Below are 19588 nucleotides of genomic sequence, written 5' to 3'. Positions count from 1 at the left end.
CTTAAACCGCATCAAAGAAATCCGATCGAGATCCAGGGGAAGATCGCGACGATGATCAATCCCACCAGCAGCGCCAGCAGATAGCCCCAGATCGGCCTGATGCCTTCGGCCGGATCGACGCGCCCGATGGCGCAGGCGGCATAATAGCCGACGCCGAAGGGCGGGGCGAATAGCCCGATACCCATGGCGAGAATGATCACCATGGCGTAGTGCACCTCGTGCACGCCGACGGCGCGGGCGATCGGAAACAGCAGCGGTCCGAACAGCACGATCGCCGGGATACCCTCCAGCACGCTGCCGAGGATGGTGAAGGCCAGGATCGACACGGCGATGAAGGTCGCAGCCCCGCCCGGCAATCCCGTCATGGCCGCAGCCAGCGAGCGCGAGAAGCCGGATTGGGTCAGGCCCCAGGCCATGCCGGTTGCGGTGCCGATGATCAGGAGGATCGCACCCGACAGCGCGGCGGTCTCGACGAGCATCGGAAACAGCCGTCGCCAGTCGAAGCGGCGGTAGATCAGGAGGCCGACGAGGGCGCCATAGACGATGCCGATGGTGGAGACTTCAGTCGCGGTCGCAATGCCCTCGACCACGGCATAGCGGATCACGAAAGGCAGCGCGAGCGCGGGCAGGGCGACGACGAAGGTCTTGCCGATCTCGGATGCCGTCGCGCGGCGGACGTGGCCCATGTCCTCGTGGCGGTAGCGCCACCACACCAGCATGCAGAGCGTGACGGCGAGCACGACGCCGGGCAGGAGGCCGCCGGTGAAGAGGGCGGCGATCGAGACGCCCGTGACCGAGCCGATCGTGATCAGCACGAGGCTGGGCGGGATGGTCTCGGTCTGGGCGCCGGTGGCCGCCAGCAGCGCGACGAGATCGCCGGGCTTGGCGCCGCGCTCTTTCATCTCCGGGAACAGCACGGGCGCGACTGCCGCCATGTCGGCCGCCTTGGCGCCAGAGATGCCGGAGACGAGGTACATCGCGCCGACGAGCACGTAATGCAGGCCGCCCCTGATATGGCCAAGCAGGCTTGCCAGGAACGCCACCATGGCCCGCGCCATGCCGGTCATCTCGATCAGCAACCCCAGAAACACGAACAGCGGCACGGAAAGCAGGATGAGGTGGCTCATGCCCTCGTCCATGCGCCCGACCAGCACCATGACCGGCGTGCTCGTGGTCAGCGCGAGATAGCCGTAGATCGCAAGACCAAAGCCGAACGCAATGGGAACCCCGGCAAACACGCAGAAGCCGGCGACGCCGACGAAGAAGATGATGAGGTTGAGATTGCCGAGCGGCCGCAGCAATGGCTCGGCCAGCCAGAACAGGCCGATCACGACCGCAACCGACAGCACGGCGGCCGCAACCATGCGGTGGTCGGCGGCGCGCGCGAGCCGCAGCAGGGCAAAGGCCGCCATCAGGCCGATGCCGGCCGGCAGCGCGGCGGCGCGCCACATATTGGAGATCTGCAGCGCCGGCGTCGTGATGTAGCTTTCTTCATAGGCGTAGTCGCAGGCCGGCCACACAATCAGGATCAGGAACGCCAGGGCCGCGGAGGTCGCGACCAGATCGAGATAGGCCCGCATCGCCGGCCTGGCGCTGGCGACGACCGCCGTCATGCGCATGTGCTCGGAGCGGCGGAACGCAACCGCCGCGCCCAGCATGGCGAGCCACAGGAACAGGATCGAGGCGAGCTCGTCCGACCAGATCAGCGGCCGGTGCAGGCCATAGCGTGCGACCACGCCGGCAAACAGGATCACGATCTCGGCGACCACCAGGATCGCCGTGGGGATTTCGACGACGAGGCCGAGCACGCGCTCGACTGAGGCCAGCAGCGAAGGTCGGCGAGGGGACTGCAACGTCACCTCGCCCACAGCTTCGGTCATCTCAATCTCGACATGAGCCATCCTGATACCGACCTCGACGGCCCCAATGCGCTACGACAGCTTGCCGACGGCTTTCTCCAGGAGCTCCCAGGCCTGATCGCCATATTTGCCCTTCCACTCGGCGTAGAAGCCGGCGGAGCGCAGCTTGTCGCGGAACGGCGCGATGGGCGGCTGGTTGAAGGTCAGGCCCTTGCCCGCGAGTTCCTGCTGCAGGTTGGCGTTCAGCTTGGCGGTATCCTCACGCTCCCTAACGGCGGCGGCATTGATGTTCCTGGCGACGACGGTGCGCACGTCCTGCGGCAGCTTTTCCCAGGCTCTGCGGTTGGCCAGGAACCAGAAGCCGTCCCACATGTGGTTGGTCAGCGAGCAGTACTTCTGCACCTCGTAGAGCTTGCCGGTCGAGATGATGGCCAGCGGGTTCTCCTGGCCCTCGACGATCTTGGTCTGGAGTGCGGAATAAACCTCGCTGAAATTGATCGAGGCGGGCGCGGCATCGAACGCCTTGAACATCGAGGTCCACAGCGGCGACACCGGCACGCGGATCTTGAAGCCCTTGAGATCGTCAGGCCCGGCGATCGGCCTGGTCGACGACGTGGTCTGGCGGAAGCCGTTGTCCCAGATCTTGTCCATGACCTCGAGGCCGGCCTTCTTGATCTCGCCGCGGACATGGGCGCCGAGATCGCCGTCCATGGCCTTCCAGACCGTGTCGTAGTCCGGGAACGCGAAGCCGATGCCGTTGATGGACGCCGCCGGCACCAGGGTCGACAGGATCAGGCCGGACAGCGTGAAGAACTCGACGCCGCCGGAGCGGATCTGGCTCAGCATGTCGGTGTCGGAGCCGAGCTGATTGTTCGGGAAGATTTGCAGGTCGAACTTGCCGCCTGTCTCGGTCTTGATCGCCGCCGCCATCTCCTTGGCACGGACGTTGAGCGGATGGGTGTCGGGCAGGTTATTGGCGTACTTGTAGGTGAACTCGGCGCTCTGGGCGCGGGCCACATGGGGCGCACCGAGGCCGCCCAGGACCGCGGTCGCGGCGGAAGCCTTGAGAAGCGTGCGTCGGGAATAGCGCGTGGAAAGGACCATGGGTCTGCTTCCTCGGAAGGTTTGTTGTTGTTCTGAGATGCAAACCTATACGGGCGGTCGGCCTTAGGGTCATCTGCGATCTCGCGGATGCCTCGCTTATTGCAGCCGGACAAGGTCACGGCAATATCGGCTTTCGCAGACCTCGACCCGTTTCAAAACCTGAAAAACAACCCCATGCACAGTAGACGTCAAGAGCTAAGACGACGGCCGACGCGCAGACGGAGATACGGGCTTTGGCGAAGGTCGGATGTCAGCAATTCCGCCCAAATGATTGATTTCATTGTACATAAATATATTCCATAATATACCTTATGCGAATTTTGGATGTGCCGGGCACCAGGCCAATGTCCTGCGGCGATTTCGACGATGCTACGTTGATCTGGTTCTGCCGACTGGTACCCCAAGTGATCGGCGGCTTCCTCCTCTGGCAACGTGACGATGCGGCGGCGGCGCGAGCCTACCTCCAAGCTCCGGCGGTCGGCGGAAGCCCAGACGCCGCGATCCACCGGCGAGTGCGCGCGCGCCGGGGACGCGGGTGACTGGAAGCGCCTTAATGTTCTTGCCAGCATGGCCAAGTGTGTGGGCAGCGATATGGCCATGAAGGTCACAACGGATGCGGTGCAGATATTCGGGGGCTATGGCTACACCATGGATTACCCCGTCGAGCGCATGATGCGCGACGCGAAGCTAACCCAGATCTTCGAGGGCACGAACCAAATCCAGCGGGTCGTCATCGCGCGTGAGCTGCTCAGTTAGACAAACGCGGCCCTGGTCCTGAACCGGGCCGCACCTTTCTCGACTTCGCCTCCGCCGCGTCGAGGGTGGTGCGCGAGCCAGTTGTTGCGCAACCTCGCGGAATGAGCCGCGGCGATGCTCACCGTCAGACGTGAATGCGGTGTGGTGTTAATTCACGGCAATGATGCGCGCGATTCGACCACAAATCGGTGAGCACCCTCGTATGGAATCTCAATACCGTGCGAGCTACGTCCCGAGGCCCAGCTCGGCCCGTCGAGATGGCCGAAGCCGATATCGCCCCTTACCGAGCTCAAACCCGAGGTCGCTCAGTCCTGGTGGATTGCGCTGCTCCGGCGAACTTTCCGACCGCTGACCGCAACGGAAAGTTCGGAAAGTGTGGGCCAGTTCATACAATCGAGCGGCCGCGAGCCGCACTATTCGCAAATAGCGTTGCATTGCGAAACACGTTTCGGTTGCCGGGCTCAGGCGCGAAATGGCCTCAAGTCTGCGTGCGACCCGGGGGAGCCAAAAACATGCGTCGTGATTTGACCATCAAGACCGGCAGCATGGCCGGCACGTCCGATTTCAGGGTGATGGCTCCGATCAAGAAGGGGTTCGTGCCGTCCCTGGATGCGACCACGTACAAGACCCGCGTCAAATACGTGCTACGGGCGCTGAATGGCGGACGCGCCAACGCGTATGAATACGAGCTCGCCCGCGTGCTGACCGATTCCGTTGACCGCGTCGGGCGAATCCACTCGGTGGGCATCGCCGTGCTCGAACCCGAGGACGAATCCGTGGACGGCGTGGACTATTTGCTGCTGACCGCCACGTTCGACGGCTCCTGGGAAGCCTATGTCCGCGTCATCTGGCAGAAGGCCGCCCGGCTGCTCGACCTCATCTTCTGCAATACCGATGGTTATGTGCTCGGATACGAGAACACGTACGAAAACTGGGGTATCTGGCTCAAGAGCAAGCAGACCGAAGCCTATTTTCTCTATGCCACCCCCGACCTGACCGTGGATGACACGCGCTTCCTGCGGATGGAGGAGCGGGTCTATCGGCGCGCCTCTGGCGCCGGCGCCGACAAGATCGTCACGCGGATCAGGATTCCCTCGCCGGAAGACATCGCGCGACACTCGATATTCGAGGTCGACGGCCAGGTCGGCGTCGATCCGACCAATGCCGGCTTCAGCAAACCGCTCAGCATCGAAGCCGCCGCCCGGCCTCCGTTTCGCCACGGCATCCGCGCACTGGCGGGCCTCTACCGTCTGGCCGACTTCTATCCGCCGGGGACGCATGACGGGGTGCTTCTGCATCGGGCCGGCCACGAGCTGCTGCCCGAATTCGTCACCATGATCAACGACCCCACCTACGCGGAAGGCGTCAAGCGCGCTCGCCGGCGCTATGATGAGGCCCTGCGCTGGTTGATGACCCCGCCCGATGTGGCGCCGGTACGGCGCAACCTGCCCCTCGCCCCGCCGGCCGAACTGCCGTTGCAGGATCGCGGTAACGTGCAAGGCGGGATCATCACCGCCTACCCCGATTCCGACTACGGCTGCCTGCTGCTGCTGCAATTCGCCAATCCGGCCGCACTGGCCGCGTTTCTCGACGTCCTCGAGGTGACTTCCGAAGCCGACGTTCTGACGCCGGGGCAGATCGTCACTAACATCGCATTCACGGTCGAGGGACTGCGTCAGGCCGGCCTGTCGGACGAAGAGGTGCGCTCTCTGCCGGAAGAGTTCGTGCAGGGCATGGAAAGACGCGCCGGCCTGCTCGGCGACGTGCGCTGGAATCATCCGCAGCGATGGCGCCTTCCCGCCAGCAATTGGGCGCTCGGGACCGACGCGCCGGACCTGCCCGAAGGCGACCCGGCGCCGCGCATCAGCATGAGCTCGGTCCATGCCGTCCTCCAGCTCCGCCTGTTGCTGTCCAAGGACGCGCAGACGACGGCGGATGCGAGACATGCGTTGATGGCCGAAATGAACCGCCTGGTCGGGGTCGATGCGGGTATCAGGCCCCTTTCGATCCAATGGATGCAGCGGCAGCGCGACAAGAGATCCCGCGACATGCAGGACCATTTCGGGTTCGCCGACGGCAGTTCGAACCCGGTGCTGCGTGAGTGCGAGGCCGGCACGTACTATTCCAATCGGGTGCATCTCGGCGAAATTCTGTGCGGCTATCCGAACATCGCCGACGAGACGGCGCCGTTCGACAACGCGACCAATCGTGCTCACGCGATGCTCCGCGACGGCAGCTTCATGGCGCTGCGCAAGCTGCGACAGGACGTCGAGCAGCTCGAGGATGTGCTCGCCCGCGCGACGCGACAGGCAGCCGAGACGGCCGGACCGGACGCACCTGCCCTGACGCGCGAGACGCTGATGGCTAAGATGATGGGACGCTGGCCGACCGGCCATCCCCAGGCCGGGCAACCCCTGACCCCTACTCCGCCCCCTGACAAAGGCCACAACGACTTCAACTACGACGCCGACCCGCAGGCCCAATCGTGTCCGTTTCACGCGCACATACGGCGCGCCAATCCGCGCGTGTCGATCACCAAGGCGGATGCCGGCGCGCGGCCCCCACGTATCGTCAGGCGCGGCATGTCCTACGGGCCGCCCGTCGAGCCGCAAGCCGCCAAATCCGGCCAGCAAGCAGAGCGGGGCCTGGTTTTCATGGCCTACAATGCCAGCCTCGGCGAGCAGTTCGAGGTGGTGCAGAGCTGGCTCTCTGGCGGCAACAGCGCGGGTTCGTCCTCGGGGGTAAGCGATCCTTTCCTCGGCCTCGCCGAGCCTGGCCGGCTCCGGCATTTCCGTTTCGAGCATGAAGGCCAAACCATTCGCGTCGCGCTCGACGGCTCGGACCGGCTCCACGACGAACCTCGTCCGTTCGTTCGTCTGGAATGGGGAGCATATTTCTTTGCGCCATCGAAGAAGGCGCTTGCCGATCTAAAGCAATGGGCGGCGAGCCGGGGGTATAAACCGGCCGTGACATGGTGCGCGGATCGGGGAGAAAAGGAGATCGCGCGTCTGCGCCTGATCGAGCGCCGGCACGGCGAAGCCGCGGCGATGGCCGCGTGGAAGACCGCGCTCGAAGATCCGGATTCAGCCTCGCATTTCGTCAACGCCTCGATCTGGGCTGCGATCCGCGAGCGCCACGGCGGCGCGCTCCGCACGCCCTTCGGGGTCCTGGTGGCCGACCGCGACATGGTCTCCCGGGTGTTCGCCGATTCCGACACCAAGCTGACCATCACCGGCTATCTTCCCCGCATGCTGCGGTCGTTCGGCATCCTCTATCTTGGCCGCGACGCCGGGCAGCCCGACCAGGTCTACGAGCAGGAATCCGAGGCGTGCAACGCCGCGATCATGGCGCTCGACCAGCCCGCCGCATTCGAGCTGGCGCGCGCGGTCACGCAGAAGTTTCTGGGCTTGATGGTCAAGCAGACGATCGACTTTGCCGCAGGCGACGGCGAAGCGAGCTGGGAATTGACCGTCGACGTGCACGAATTGGTGGATCCGCTGCTCGCCGCCTTCTGCGAAGCGTGGTTCGGGTTGAGCGAAGACGGGGGGCACTTCCGCCGCGTCGGCTATCGTTGGGATTGGACGCCGGGCGAGCCGCCCGGTTATCCCGGCCATTTCCTCTCCCCTTCGCGCTATATCTTCCAGCCTCATCCGAACGCGACAGTGGAGGCGATCGGCGCAGCACATGGCGACGCTGCGCGCCGTGCGATGGAAGGTTTCCTGACGCAGTTCGGGCCGACAAACGGTCCGGTGACGAAGGCGGTTTACAACTCGCCGCGGGGCACCGGCGACATTCCGTTCGTGGCGCGCACGGTCGCAGGCGCCATGATGGGATTCATTCCGACCGTCGACGGCAACCTGCGGCGGATACTCAACGAATGGCTGCGCGAAGGAACGCTATGGGCGTTGCGCGCTCGCTACGCCGGCACGAAGGCAAAGAACTACATGGACACCCTCAACCGGCTAAGAGACGACTTCATCCCCGCGATGCAACTTCGCGCGGTGCCCGAATTGATCTGGCGGACAGCCGTCGTTTCGCAAAGCATCGGAGGGGTCGAGGTGAGGCCTGGCGACGTCATCGTCGCCGGCGCAGTCTCCGCCACCCAGCAAAGTCTCGCCGAAGGTCGCCAGGACATCTACCACGCCTTCGGCGGCAACCGCAGGGTCCCGGGGCATCCCACGCATTCATGTCCCGGAGCAGACCCGGCACTGGCGGTGATGCTGGGTTTCTTCAGCGCACTGGTGGAGACGGAGCTGCCCTTGCGGACCGGCCCCATTCCAATGAGCCTGACGATGGACGGAAGAGTTCCCGCACCGAGCCCACCTCCACCCTAGAGCCGTGTAAGGAAAGGTGCGCAGGGGTTAGACGGCACAATGCCGAGCGAGCTGATCGTTGGCGTAGCCGACGGGTATGCCAATGACGAGCCTGATCGTCTCCTCCGCATGCCAGTGCATGCCGAGCGCGCGCAGCTTCTCGGCGGCTTCCATCATGGTCTGGCGGGCCGCCTCGCCCCGGCCCTGCCCTGCGAGAAGCTCGCCGCGCAGGGCCAGGTTCAGGGCCGCATCGCGCAGCGAACCACGCCAGCCTGCGGAAGTTTCAGCCCGTCGCAACCAGCGCTCGCTAAGGCCGAGATCCTGGCGCAGGGCTGCGAGCTTCGCCAGCGAGCGGCATGCCGCCGCCTCGCCCAGTCGCTCGCCTTCGCGTGCGCGGCGCAGGACATGGGCGGCATACCGCCGCGCCGTCTCGACATCGCCTTCGGCGGTCGCCGCCTCGACGAGCCAGCTATATTGAACCGACGTGTAGAATTGAAAATTGCGCCGCTCCATCCATTCGGCGGCGTTCCGCAACTGCAGCAAGCCATCGGCGTCGCCGGTCGCCGACCAGCGGGCAAATCCCGAGGCTGCCCGGCAATCCGCCAGAAGCAGCAGGCTGCGCGTGTTCTCGGCGATGCGCGCCCCTTCCACGGCAAGCTGCTCCGCCTCCTGCCAGCGGCCCTGCCAGATCAGCGCGACGGCAATCCAGTTGCGCACGGAGTTGACGACCGGGTGGGTCGAGCCTCCGACCAGAGCCATGCCTTCACCGAAACAGGCGTGGGCGCCCTCGAAATCGCCGCGATCCGCGAGGATGCCGCCCTTGCATGCCAGCGCATAAGCCGCCCCGAAGGATATCGCACCATGACGCCGGCTGCGTTGCTGCTTGGTCGAAATGGCGGCGTCGATCAAGGCGATGGCTTCGTCGTACTGACAGCTTGCAGCCAGAATCTGCCCGAGCGTCGCTTCGATCTGGGCGATCAGGCGACGATCTTCGAGCTTGCGTGCCAATTCCAGTGCCGTCCGCGTGTGCGTCACGGCCTCGCGGAAGCGGCCGAACCCGTAGCACATCCAGCCGAGCCATTCGTAGGCGCTGGCCATCGCGGCGGTCTCGCCGAGGGAGGACGCGATCGCGACCGCGCGTTCGAACACGGAGGTATCGTCGGTCAGCGACAGCGGGTCGAAGATGTTGGCCATACCCAGCTTGTTGGCCAGCAAGCACCAGCGCAGCGATTGTTCGCGCGAGCGATCGGGCACGCGATCCAGCGCCTGCATCGCGACCTGGTACTGCGCACTGGCACGATCGAGCGCAAATGCAGCCATGGCCTTGTCGCCGGCACGTTCAGCATAATGGGCTGCGCTTTCCCAATGACCTGCGCCTTGCGAATGGTAGGCCAGAGCTTCCATCGCATCCTCGCGATCAGCCTGCTCGGACCGCGCCAGCAGGGTGTCTTCGATCCGCTTGTGCAATGCCTGACGCTCGTGCAGGCCAATGGTGTCGTAGACCGCATCGCGCGTGATGCCGTGCTTGAAGCGAAGGACGCCGCCCGCTGGATCCGCAAAGAGAAAGTCCGCATCCGCCAATGCCCGCACGATGGCCGGGTCGGGTTCGCTGCCGCACGCCGAAACCAGCAACCCGTGCGGCACGGTGTTGCCGATAACGGCCGCGGCGCGCACCACCTTCGCCTCATCGGGCGGCAGGCGTGCCAGGCGCGAAGCGACCAGGGTTGCGATCCAGCCCTGTTTGCTGCGCGCTTCGAACGAGGCAGGATCGTTGGCGGCGATGGAATGGCAGAGCTCTTCGATGAACAACGGCACCCCGCCCGCATAGGCATGGATGCGGGCTACGAGGAAGGGATCGGCCTGCGGGACCCAGCGTCGTACGGCAAAGTCGGTTTCCGGCCCCTGAAACGGTTCGAGAAACAGGTGCGGCGCGCCGGAAATCCATTCGGTGCCGTCCTCGCGCGGCCGGCTGGCGAGGATGACGCGAGGTCCGTTGGGCAATTCCAGCAAAGCCTGCAGCAATTGGCGGCTCGCGTCATCAGACCATTGCCAGTCGTCGATCACCAGCACCAGCGGGCCATGTGCCGACAGTCCGGTGAAGAACCCGAGCAGATCGCCGACGACGCCATCGACGGTGATGCGGCCGCCACGCGCATCGGCGCCGGCCGACGCCAGTGCCAGGATCGATTCTGCATTCGGACCGAGCTGGGCCGCCCATGGCTCCAGAGCCGCGCGCGCCGTCTCCTTTGCCTCGACGAGGGAGGCGTCCGCTCGAATTCCCAGCGCAGCGCGCAGCATTTGCAGGAATGGTTGCAGAACCTCGGCACCGACGTAACTCTCGCAACTGCCTCGCAGCAGCCTGATGCGCTCGGTGCCGACGTTCCCCAGCACCTCTTCCAGAAGGCGCGTCTTGCCGAGTCCGGGCCCGCCGACGACCACCGCGCAGCGTTGCGCCTGCGCAGGTGCTTCGCTCAGAAAGCGTGTCAGGAAGCCGAATATCTCGTTGCGGCCGATGAAGGGTGTCAGGCCGCGGCGCGAGGTTGCTTCGAAGCGTCGGGTCGCCGTGCTTCGACCCAACACCAGCCTCGCCTGCGGCATTCCCGAAGCCGCCGGGAGGTGGGCGGCGAGCTCGAAGAAGTTGGCATGCGGCCCAAGGGCATCGAGGCTGGCCAGGATCTGATCCGGACCGGCGTGGCGCGACAGGTGCGCTGCCGTGTTCACGACATCGCCGATCAGGTCATACCGGCCGGACTCGATGTCGCCTTGGGTCAGGAGCACGGTGCCGGCATGGATACCCGAATGCATTCGAAGCGGCATCAGCGCCGGCGATACGCCATCGTGGCGCAGCTCTCCGACCCATTCGTGAATATCGAGTGCTGCTTCCGCAGCACGACGACCGTCATCTTCGCCGGATTGGGGATAGCCGAAAATGGCGAGCGCACCGTCTCCCTGCGTTCGGATGATGCGACCACCGTGCTTCGCCACCGCGCGATGCCAGATCTGCCGCAACTGGCTGAGGAGTTCGGAAAGGTGCTCGGACTCGACATCCCGGCCCAGGGCGGTTGATCCGACAAGGTCGGAGAACAGCACCGTCAATCGATGACGTTCGCCTCTGGGGTCGCGGGTCTGCGTAATCATCGTCAATCGCAGCCAACTCGTTGACGAACCGCAAGAACGGTCTCCAGCGGGTGCCAGACCGGATGCAGCAAGTATCGCAAAAGGCCATAGTAACTCGCCCAACCCGCAAGTGGAAGCTCGCGGGGATTGCATCCGCCGAATATGGCGATCAGGACGACCGCATTGGCCTAACCTATTAAAAAACCTCATGTCTTCCGTTTGCCGACGGCGCGGCGCCGCCTCGCCTGCGCAGGCCAAGGCGTGGTTCAAAGCCGGTGGTTCACAGCCGGAGGATCACGGCGGAGAATATCGAGCTGGCATTCCTAGGGAAGCGGCAGCCGGTCCAGCTGGCTCTGCGCCGTCTTGACGGCGGCCGCATACCAGCTCTGGCTCGGGGCTTCCTTGGCGAAGCACGCCGTGAAGGCGGTCATTGCCTTGTCCTCGCGGGCCATCTCGCCGCGCGGGTCTTTCTTGTCGACGGGCTTTGCCATCATCTGCTTCCAGACCTTCTCGCAGGTCGGGATCGGGGCGGTCTTCACGGCCTCCCGTGCCGCGAGGAAATAGACCTTGTCGCCCTGGATCGCGACGACATCGATTTCGTCCGGCGGGCCTTTGAGGCCGCCATTGCCGCGCACGCCGAGCACAGCGGCTGCCACGCTCGCCTTGACCGGCTTGGTGATCGGCAGCTCTGCGTAGATCGCAAAGGCGGCGTCCTGGATGGCGTAATAATAGAAGCGGTCGGATTTCGACGCGGCGCCGCTCTCCTGAGGCATGCCGTCCTCGCGATGCTCGCCAAGCCAGTGCTTGAGCAGCCCGGTCGTGGTCACCACAGCCTGCATCTTGTCGCCTTCGGATGCGAAGCTCAGCCCGTCGAGATGGCCGAAGCCGATGTCGTCCTTGAACAGCGTATCGACGTTCGACTTGCCCTCGGCCGGGAGTCCCTTGATCGCGACCGGACCGACCAGGCCGCGCAGCACGCCGGCCAGCTCCTTCAGGGCCGCATCGTGCTGCTTGTAGATCTCGTCGCTCTCCTTGGCATTCGAGAATTTTGCGATGTAGCGGTCGCGCAGGTCGAGATAATGCTGCTCGGGCGCGGCCGCCCCGGCGGGCGCGGCCAGGACGAGCACGCAGAGCAAGGCAAGCAATCTCATTGCAATTCCGGAAGACTGGAGAGCGATCTCCCATCTTTGTGCCGAAGCCGCGTGCCAAGGTTCATCCATTGGCGGAACGCGGGTGCCCTACTCTGCCGGCGTCAGTTGCTCCCGGTTCAGCCGCACGGCCGCCGTCTCCCGCACGCGAACGCGGGCGCGGCGCTTGCGCCACCAGATCACGACGCCGGTGACAGAGAGCGCGGCGACCACGAGGCCCATCACCGAGATCAGGATACGCCCGAACAGTCCGACGATGCGGCCCGAATGCAGCGGAAACTGCGCCTGCACGAAGATGTCGGCGGCGGTGCCGACCCAGGGCAGCCGCTCGCCAATGGGGCGGCCGTCCTCGCTGTCGTAATAGAGCTGCGCCGGGCCGACGCCGCCGGCACCGTGATCGTCGCCGGGATGGAAGAACGCGGCGGCGTAGACGCCATGGGCCGGGCCGTAGCTGAGCGCGCCGACCGGGGTGGTCCAGCCTCGCGCCTTGCCGTCGGCGGCCGCGCGGGCAGCAATCTCGGCGAACGTCATCTTGGGCTCGATCGGATTATCGAGATCGCGATAGGGCCGCTGCTCATAGGGTGTCGGGGTGTAATTCGACACCATCTTCATCAGCGGCGAGAACACCTCGAAGTAGAGGTTCAGCGAAAACGCGGTGAAGGCGATGATGAACAGTACGCCCCACGTCCACAGGCTGAATGCGCGGTGGATATCGAAATTGATCCGGTAGGCGCTGCCCGAGGTCTTGATGGTCCAGGCCGGCGCCCAGCGCGCCCAGAAGCCGCGCTCGAGCTGGCGCGCGACCTCAGGCGCCCGCGCGGCCTTGGCGCGCCGGCGCGAGGGCAGCGTCAGGTAGAAGCCGACGAAGCAATCGATGGTCCAGATGATGGCGATGATGCCGAGCACGCGCATGCCCCAGCGGTCGCTGCCCCAGAATTCCGGGATGTGCATCGTGTAGTGCAGCTTGTACAGAAACGAGACGAAATTCTCGCGCGTGACGGGCCAGACCGCGCCCCAATAGCGCCGGCCGAGCTCCGCACCCGTGTTGGGATCAAGGAAGACCTGGTTGTAGTCGAGCGGGTAACGCTTGCCGGTCGCGGGATCGATCCGCGGCATGACGAAGAACCACAGCGAGTGCCCCTCCTCCGGCGTCATGAAGAGATAGACGACGCGCGCACGCGGATCGCGCTGCTCGATCATCTTGGCAAGCTCGATCGAGGGTATGGCCGGGCCTTTGGTCGAGACGTCGAACAGGTGGCTGTTGAGGATGTCGTCGAGCTCGTGGTCCCAGGAGATGATCGCGCCGGTGATGCCGGAGAAGAACAGGAAGGCGGCCGTCAGCAGTCCCGCCCAGCGATGCAGTTTGCCGAATATCGCTCTCATCGCTCAGATCTCATTCCCACTGGACCCGGCCCCTCATTTGCCGGACCGCTTTCGATAGGACTCGCCGCCGGCAGTTCAGCCGGTGGGCCTTCGGCCTAACGCAGGGACCGTTGCAGTGCGAGAGGTCCGACATTAGAATCTATCGAGACTGGCCAATAAGCTGCGCGACAAAGCGTCCATGCGTGATCGGCTGTCCGTGCAGCCGCGTGCGTTACGGCCAATCGGCAAAATTCAGCGTCGGTCTCGATCGCCCCGCTCTCGCGCGTGCCGCAACGCGCCGACGCCATACGCCCGGTGCCTCGCCGGTGTGCTTGCGAAAAAAGCGGCTGAAATAGGCGGTGTCCGTGAAGCCCAGCGCGAATGCGATCTGCTTGACGGCGATGGTTCCCGCCTCCAGCCGGGCCGCCGCTTCCCTGACGAGGCGTTGCTGGATCAGCTCGCTCGGCGAGCGCTTCAGCTCGCGGCTGCACAGCGCGTGCAGGCGATCCGGCGTGGTGCCGAGTAGCCTGGCGTAATCGCTGACGCGCAGGTGCTGTTGATAGCGCTCCTCGAGCAGCCTGCGGAACCGGCTCAGGATCTCGGTGCTGCTGCTCTCCTCATTGCGATTGCCGTCGCCGGCGAAGAGGCGCCAGAATCGCAGCACGCACAGCGTCAGCTCCGCCGACATGATCGACGCTGCACCGCTGCGTGCGGGCGAGGCGATCTCGCCGGCGATCGCCGCGATCGAACGCGCGATCGTGGCCGCGAGATCGGCCTCGACCTGCAACGCCAGGATGCCGCCTGCGCCCTCGAGCGCGAGATAGGCCGCCTCCGCCGACGGCGGGAGATAGCGATGCCATGTGCCGGCGCGCAATTGCAGCAGCTGCGCCGTCGTGCCTGCCGACACCTCCAGATGGTCGGCGGATCCCGCCGGGAGCCAGACCAGCGCGGATCCGACCGTCCGCATGGTCCTGCCGGCCTGACCGATCTCAGCGGTCCCGCCGCCGGGAAGGCAGAGCAGATGAATGAACGGACGGGCCGCTTTCGAGGTCAGCGTCCATCGCCGCGCGACGTAGTGCGCCGCGATCAGCTCGGCGCCCACAGGCACAGCCCCACTCGGGGCGGTTGCCGGTGCCGGATCTGGGCCCGCGACGCCTCGACGCACTTGGCCACCGAGACCAGAACCGTCCAATCTTTCACCGGATTTGTCCATTGTGCGAGCAAAGCTTGGGATGCTTGCTAGGTCAAGTCCCGGTGGCGGCCGGCTCAATGATGCCGCCCTAGAGAAAGTTGGGATCAAGAGGAAACGACCACTCACTGCGATGCCGACCATCGCTTGAGTGCAACAGGAGGGAGACACGATATGTTTTCAGCGAACCGTCGAACGTTGCTGCGCGTCGTTGGCCTTGCGGCTCTGGCCGGAACGCTGGGGACGTCCTCGGCCGATGCGCAGGAGAAGATCCGGATCGGCTACGCCATTTCCAAGACCGGTCCCTATGCCGGCGGCGCCGGCATCACCACCCTGCCCAATTATGAGCTGTGGGTGAAGGACGTGAATGCCGCCGGCGGCATCAAGCTCGGCGACAAGAAGCTGCCGATCGAGGTGGTCGAATATGATGACCGCAGCAGCTCGGAAGAAGCCGTCAAGGCGATCGAGCGCCTCGCCAACCAGGACAAGGTCGATTTCATTCTTTCGCCGTGGGGCACGGGCCTCAACCTCGCGGTCGGCCCGACTCTGAACCGTCTGGGCTACCCTCACCTCGCGGTCACGTCGGTGACCGACAAGGCGCCGGAGCTTGCCAAGCGCTGGTCGAACGCGACGTTCTGGCTCGGGACGTCAGCGCAGATATCCGAGGGGCTCGCCGACCTGCTCGGCAAGCTGAAGAGCGAAGGCAAGATCGGGGCGAACATCGCGATGGTCAGCATCGCCGACCAGTTCGGCATCGAGCTGTCCGCTGCGGGCCGCGAGGCCTTCAAGAAGCACGGCTTCAAGCTCGGCTATGACAAGACCTATCCGATGGGAACGCAGGATCTCCAGCCTCTGTTGAAGGATGCGATCGCCTCGAACCCGGATGCGTTCGTCGCCTTCAGCTATCCGCCGGATACGATCGCGCTGACCGAGCAGGCGCAGCTGTTGAAGTTCAACCCGAAGGTTTTCTATGTCGGCGTCGGCACCGCGTTCCCGCTCTACAAGGGCAAGTTCGCCGCCAACAGCGACGGCGTGATGGGCATCGGCGGTTGGAATGCCGAGTCTCCGCAGCTGAAGGAGTATCTGGCGCGCCACAAGGCCACGACCGGCAAGGAGCCCGATCGCTGGGCGAGCTCGATCACCTATGCGAGCCTGCAGGTGCTCCAGCAGGCGATCGAAAAGGTCGGCAAGCTCGATCGCACCGCTGTCGCGGCGGAAATCCGCGCGGGCACGTTCGAGACCATCATCGGCAAGGTCAAGCTGAAGGACGGGCTGCTTCAGGAGGTCTGGAGCGTCGGACAGTGGCAGAACGGCGAGTTCTACGCCCTCGCACCGACCTCGCTGCCGGGCGCGCGTGCCGCGGTCGTGCCCAAGCCGCAGTGGCAGTAAGGCTGGTTGGCAGGCCTTGCGTCGGCGAGGCCTGCCTGCCGTCCGCTCAAGGGGACGCCGTTTCATGTTGCTTGTCGACATCATCCTGCCGGGCCTCGTGCTCGGCGGCATGTACGCGCTGATCGCGCTCGGGCTGACGCTGCAATATGGCGTGGCGCGGATCATGAACCTCTCCTATGGAGAGTCGCTGGTCGCGGCCGCCTTCGGCGCGTTCTCGCTCTACGGCGGCCTTGGGCTGAGCCCGCTCGCGGCGCTGCTGCTGGCGGTCCCGGTCGCGATGGTGCTGAACTGGCTGCTGTATCGCTTGCTGCTGGAACGGCTGATGCGGCGCGGCAAGGACCGGGGCGCGCAGGAGATCGACAGCATCCTCGTCACCTTCGGCGTGCTGTTCGTCATCCAGGGCGCCATGCTGGTCGCCTTTGGCGGCCAGTACTACAGCTATAGCTATCTCTCCATTCCGCTGACGATCATGGGCTCGACGCTTGCTGTCAATCGGCTCGTCGCGCTGCTGTTCGCGGCGCTGGTCGGCGGCGCCGTGTACCTCGCCCTCACCCGCACCCGGATCGGCACTGCGGTACGCGCCATCGCCGTCGATGCCAACGCCGCGCGTCTCGTCGGCATCGACGTCGCGGCCCTGTCGGGGCTGGCGTTTGCCTTCGGCGGCGGCCTCGTCGCCGTCGGCGGTGTGCTGATCAGCATGTTCCTCACCTTCAATGCCGCGATGGGCGTGGTCTTCACGATGAAGGCGCTGGTCGTCGTCATCATGGGCGGTGTCGGCAACGTCATCGGCGCGCTGGTCGCCGGGCTGCTGCTTGGTGTGGTCGAGACCGCGGTGGCACGGCTGGTCGATCCCGGTCTGACGCTGGCTGCGACCTACGCACTGTTTCTCGGCGTGCTCGTGATCAAGCCCACCGGCCTGTTCGGCAGGGCGGCGTCATGACGGGGCCCGTCCGCATTCTGCTGTGGTGCGCCGGCCTCGCCCTCGCCGCATGCCTCGTCACCTATCCGCTCTATGCCAACGGCTATTATCTCGCGCTCGGCATCAGTGTGCTCTATTTCACGATCCTGGCGACCGCGTGGGCGATGTTCTCGGGCCCGACGCGCTACATCTCGCTTGCAACGGTCGCGTTCTTCGGGCTCGGCGCTTACACGGCTGCGGTGCTCGGCGAGACCATGCCCTGGCCGGTCGTGCTGCTGGCCGCAGCCGGCGTGGGCGCACTCACCGCCGCAATCACCGGGCTTTCGACGCTGCGGCTGTCCGGAATCTATTTCGTGATCTTCTCCTTCGGCCTGGCCGAGCTGATCCGGCAGCTCGTAATCTGGTACGAGGTCAACATCCACAAGTCGGTCGGCCGCTATCTCTTCAGTGCGGTGACGCAGGACGTTCTCTACTGGCAGCTGCTGGGCTTGGCCGCGGTCGTCTTCCTGGTCGGCTGGATGCTCGGGCGCTCGCGCTATGGGCTGGCCCTGCGCGCCATCGGCGCCGACGAGACCGCGGCGAGCCATTCCGGCATCGATGCCACGCGGATCAAGCTCGGCGTCTTCATTCTGAGCGCGACCTTCATGGCGGTGACCGGCGCGGTCATGGCGCCACGCTGGACCTATATCGATCCGGCCATTGCGTTCAATCCGACCATCTCGTTCCAGGTCGTGATCATGGCCCTGCTGGGCGGCGCGGGCTCGCTGTTCGGGCCCGTGCTGGGCGTCATTCCCCTGGTCCTGCTGTTCGAGGTGCTGACGGCGACGCTGCCCAACCATTTCAGCATCGTGCTCGGCGTCATCTTCGTGTTCATCGTGATGGTGTTGCCGAACGGCGTGATCGGCCTGTTCGGGGCGGGCCGCTGGCGTGTTCCGGCCGGCGGTCCCGCCGCCGCGCCCGTCCCCACGAGCGATGCACCGCTGCTCGCGGTCGACGGCGTCAGCAAATCGTTCAGCGGACTACGCGCCGTCGACGGTGTCAGCTTCACGGTCACGCCGGGCGAGATCGTCGGCATCATCGGCCCGAACGGATCCGGCAAGACGACGCTGCTGAATACGCTGTCCGGGGCGCTGCGGCCCTCCTCGGGCACGATCCGGCTGGGCGGCATCGTCCTCAACGGTATGCGCGCGCACCAGATCGCGCGCCTTGGCCTTGCGCGCACGTTCCAGCTGGTGCGCGTGATGCCGGACCTGACGGTGGCGGAAAACGTTGCGGCGGCGCAGCTGTTCTCGACGACGAACGGCTCGGGCGCAACGGCAAGCGAGCTGCTGGACCTGGTCGGGCTCGGCAAGCTGCAGGAAACGCCCGCGAGCGAGCTGACCTATATCGACCAGAAGCGGCTCGAGCTTGCCCGCGCGCTGGCGCTGCAGCCGCGCCTCGTGCTGCTCGACGAATGGCTGGCGGGCCTCAACCCGAGCGAGCTCGAGACCGGCATCGCGCTGATCGCGAAATTGCGCGATCGCGGCCTCACCATCATCATGGTCGAGCATGTCATGGATGCGATTCGAGCGCTGTGCAGCCATTGCATCGTCATGAATGCCGGCAGCGTGATCGCGCGCGGCGCGCCGGAGGCCGTGTTGTCCGATCCAAAAGTCGTTGCAGCCTATCTCGGAGGCGACGATGCTTGAGGTCGCCGCCCTCTCCCATTTCTATGGCAAGCACCAGGCTCTCGCCGACATTGCGCTCGCTATTGGGCAAGGCGAGATCGTCGCGATCCTCGGCGCCAACGGCGCCGGCAAGTCCACCCTGCTCAAGAGCATCGCCGGGCTGGTCAAACCTGCCCCCGGCGCAACGATCCGGTTCGAGGGACATCACATTGGCGAGCTGCCCGCCCACCTGATCGTGGAGCGCGGCATCGCGCTGGTGCCCGAAGGCCGCGGCGTATTCGGCGATTTGACGGTTGCCGAGAATCTGCAGCTCGGCGCCTACCCCGCCCGCGCCCGCGCAGGCGAGGCAGACCGGCTCGCGAGGATCCTGCGACTGTTCCCGCGCCTTGCCGAGCGTATGGCCCAGGCCGTTCGCACCATGAGCGGCGGCGAGCAGCAGATGGTGGCGATCGGCCGGGCGCTGATGTCGAACCCGCTGCTGCTCCTGCTCGATGAGCCTTCGCTCGGCCTGTCGCCCCTGCTCAGCCGCGAAGTGTTCCGTGCACTGGCGGAGATCCGTAGCAGCGGCCTCAGCGTGTTGCTGGTCGAGCAGAATGCGCGGGCGAGCCTCGACATCGCCGACCGTGTCTACCTGATCGAGTCCGGCCGCAACGCCGGCAGCGGGCCGGCCAGTGCGATGAAGAACGATCCGGAGGTCCAGCGCGCCTATCTCGGCAAGGCCCGCGCTGCCCCGTCCCCACCATAATCGCTCAATCCCGCCTGCAA

11 protein-coding genes and 1 pseudogene are annotated in these 19588 nt (G+C 65.4%); 6 read left to right on the top strand and 6 right to left on the bottom strand.

Annotated features, from left to right (window positions below; all coding sequences use genetic code 11):
- Nucleotides 1-11 precede the first annotated feature (11 nt).
- Nucleotides 12-1901: a TRAP transporter large permease subunit gene (locus tag I6F09_RS20700; protein ID WP_225171110.1), complete on the bottom strand. Its 1890-nt coding sequence runs from the start codon at nucleotides 1899-1901 to the stop codon at nucleotides 12-14.
- Nucleotides 1902-1931: 30 nt separating this feature from the next.
- The gene (locus I6F09_RS20695) at nucleotides 1932-2963 is read right to left on the bottom strand and encodes a TRAP transporter substrate-binding protein (protein ID WP_225125382.1); all 1032 of its coding nucleotides are present in this window, start codon (nucleotides 2961-2963) and stop codon (nucleotides 1932-1934) included.
- 510 nt (nucleotides 2964-3473) lie between these two features.
- Between I6F09_RS20695 and I6F09_RS20690 the strand changes: the two are divergent.
- Nucleotides 3474-3719 (top strand): annotated as a pseudogene (locus tag I6F09_RS20690) (acyl-CoA dehydrogenase family protein); the annotation flags it as partial.
- Nucleotides 3720-3976: 257 nt separating this feature from the next.
- Entirely contained in the window at nucleotides 3977-8053 is a 4077-nt protein-coding gene (locus tag I6F09_RS20685) for a Dyp-type peroxidase domain-containing protein (RefSeq protein WP_225188904.1), read from the top strand.
- Nucleotides 8054-8080: 27 nt separating this feature from the next.
- On the opposite strand, the gene I6F09_RS20680 is transcribed toward I6F09_RS20685, so the two are convergent.
- The 4 genes from I6F09_RS20680 to I6F09_RS20665 form a co-directional block, all read right to left on the bottom strand.
- Nucleotides 8081-11170 carry an adenylate/guanylate cyclase domain-containing protein gene (locus tag I6F09_RS20680; RefSeq protein ID WP_225188948.1) on the bottom strand — a complete coding sequence of 1030 codons (3090 nt, stop codon included), beginning with the start codon at nucleotides 11168-11170 and terminating at the stop codon, nucleotides 8081-8083.
- Nucleotides 11171-11472: 302 nt separating this feature from the next.
- Nucleotides 11473-12300: a hypothetical protein gene (locus tag I6F09_RS20675; RefSeq protein WP_225188903.1), complete on the bottom strand. Its 828-nt coding sequence runs from the start codon at nucleotides 12298-12300 to the stop codon at nucleotides 11473-11475.
- An 87-nt stretch (nucleotides 12301-12387) separates the two neighbouring features.
- Nucleotides 12388-13680: a siderophore utilization protein FsrB gene (gene fsrB, locus I6F09_RS20670; RefSeq protein ID WP_225188902.1), complete on the bottom strand. Its 1293-nt coding sequence runs from the start codon at nucleotides 13678-13680 to the stop codon at nucleotides 12388-12390.
- 211 nt (nucleotides 13681-13891) lie between these two features.
- Nucleotides 13892-14767, bottom strand: a complete 876-nt coding sequence (locus I6F09_RS20665; RefSeq protein WP_225188901.1) for a helix-turn-helix domain-containing protein — start codon at nucleotides 14765-14767, stop codon at nucleotides 13892-13894.
- A gap of 255 nt (nucleotides 14768-15022) precedes the next feature.
- On the opposite strand from I6F09_RS20665, the gene I6F09_RS20660 reads away from it, so the two are divergent.
- The 4 genes from I6F09_RS20660 (at nucleotide 15023) to I6F09_RS20645 (ending at nucleotide 19568) form a co-directional block, all read left to right on the top strand.
- A complete protein-coding gene (locus I6F09_RS20660) occupies nucleotides 15023-16237 on the top strand; it encodes an amino acid ABC transporter substrate-binding protein (protein WP_225137276.1) in 1215 nt (404 codons plus the stop codon).
- Between the two features lie 64 nt (nucleotides 16238-16301).
- A complete protein-coding gene (locus I6F09_RS20655; RefSeq protein ID WP_225125393.1) occupies nucleotides 16302-17177 on the top strand; it encodes a branched-chain amino acid ABC transporter permease in 876 nt (291 codons plus the stop codon).
- Nucleotides 17174-18844 (top strand): branched-chain amino acid ABC transporter ATP-binding protein/permease, encoded by a 1671-nt coding sequence (locus I6F09_RS20650; protein WP_225188900.1) that lies wholly within the window; start codon nucleotides 17174-17176, stop codon nucleotides 18842-18844. Before I6F09_RS20655 ends, I6F09_RS20650 begins: the two co-directional genes overlap by 4 nt.
- The gene (locus tag I6F09_RS20645; protein ID WP_036028046.1) at nucleotides 18837-19568 is read left to right on the top strand and encodes an ABC transporter ATP-binding protein; all 732 of its coding nucleotides are present in this window, start codon (nucleotides 18837-18839) and stop codon (nucleotides 19566-19568) included. Before I6F09_RS20650 ends, I6F09_RS20645 begins: the two co-directional genes overlap by 8 nt.
- Nucleotides 19569-19588 lie beyond the last annotated feature (20 nt).

It is taken from the genome of Bradyrhizobium sp. IC3195, from assembly GCF_020193585.1.
Taxonomy (GTDB): domain Bacteria; phylum Pseudomonadota; class Alphaproteobacteria; order Rhizobiales; family Xanthobacteraceae; genus Bradyrhizobium; species Bradyrhizobium yuanmingense.
Note: the sequence above shows the minus strand (reverse complement) of the source record. Positions and strands in the feature narration are given on the sequence as shown.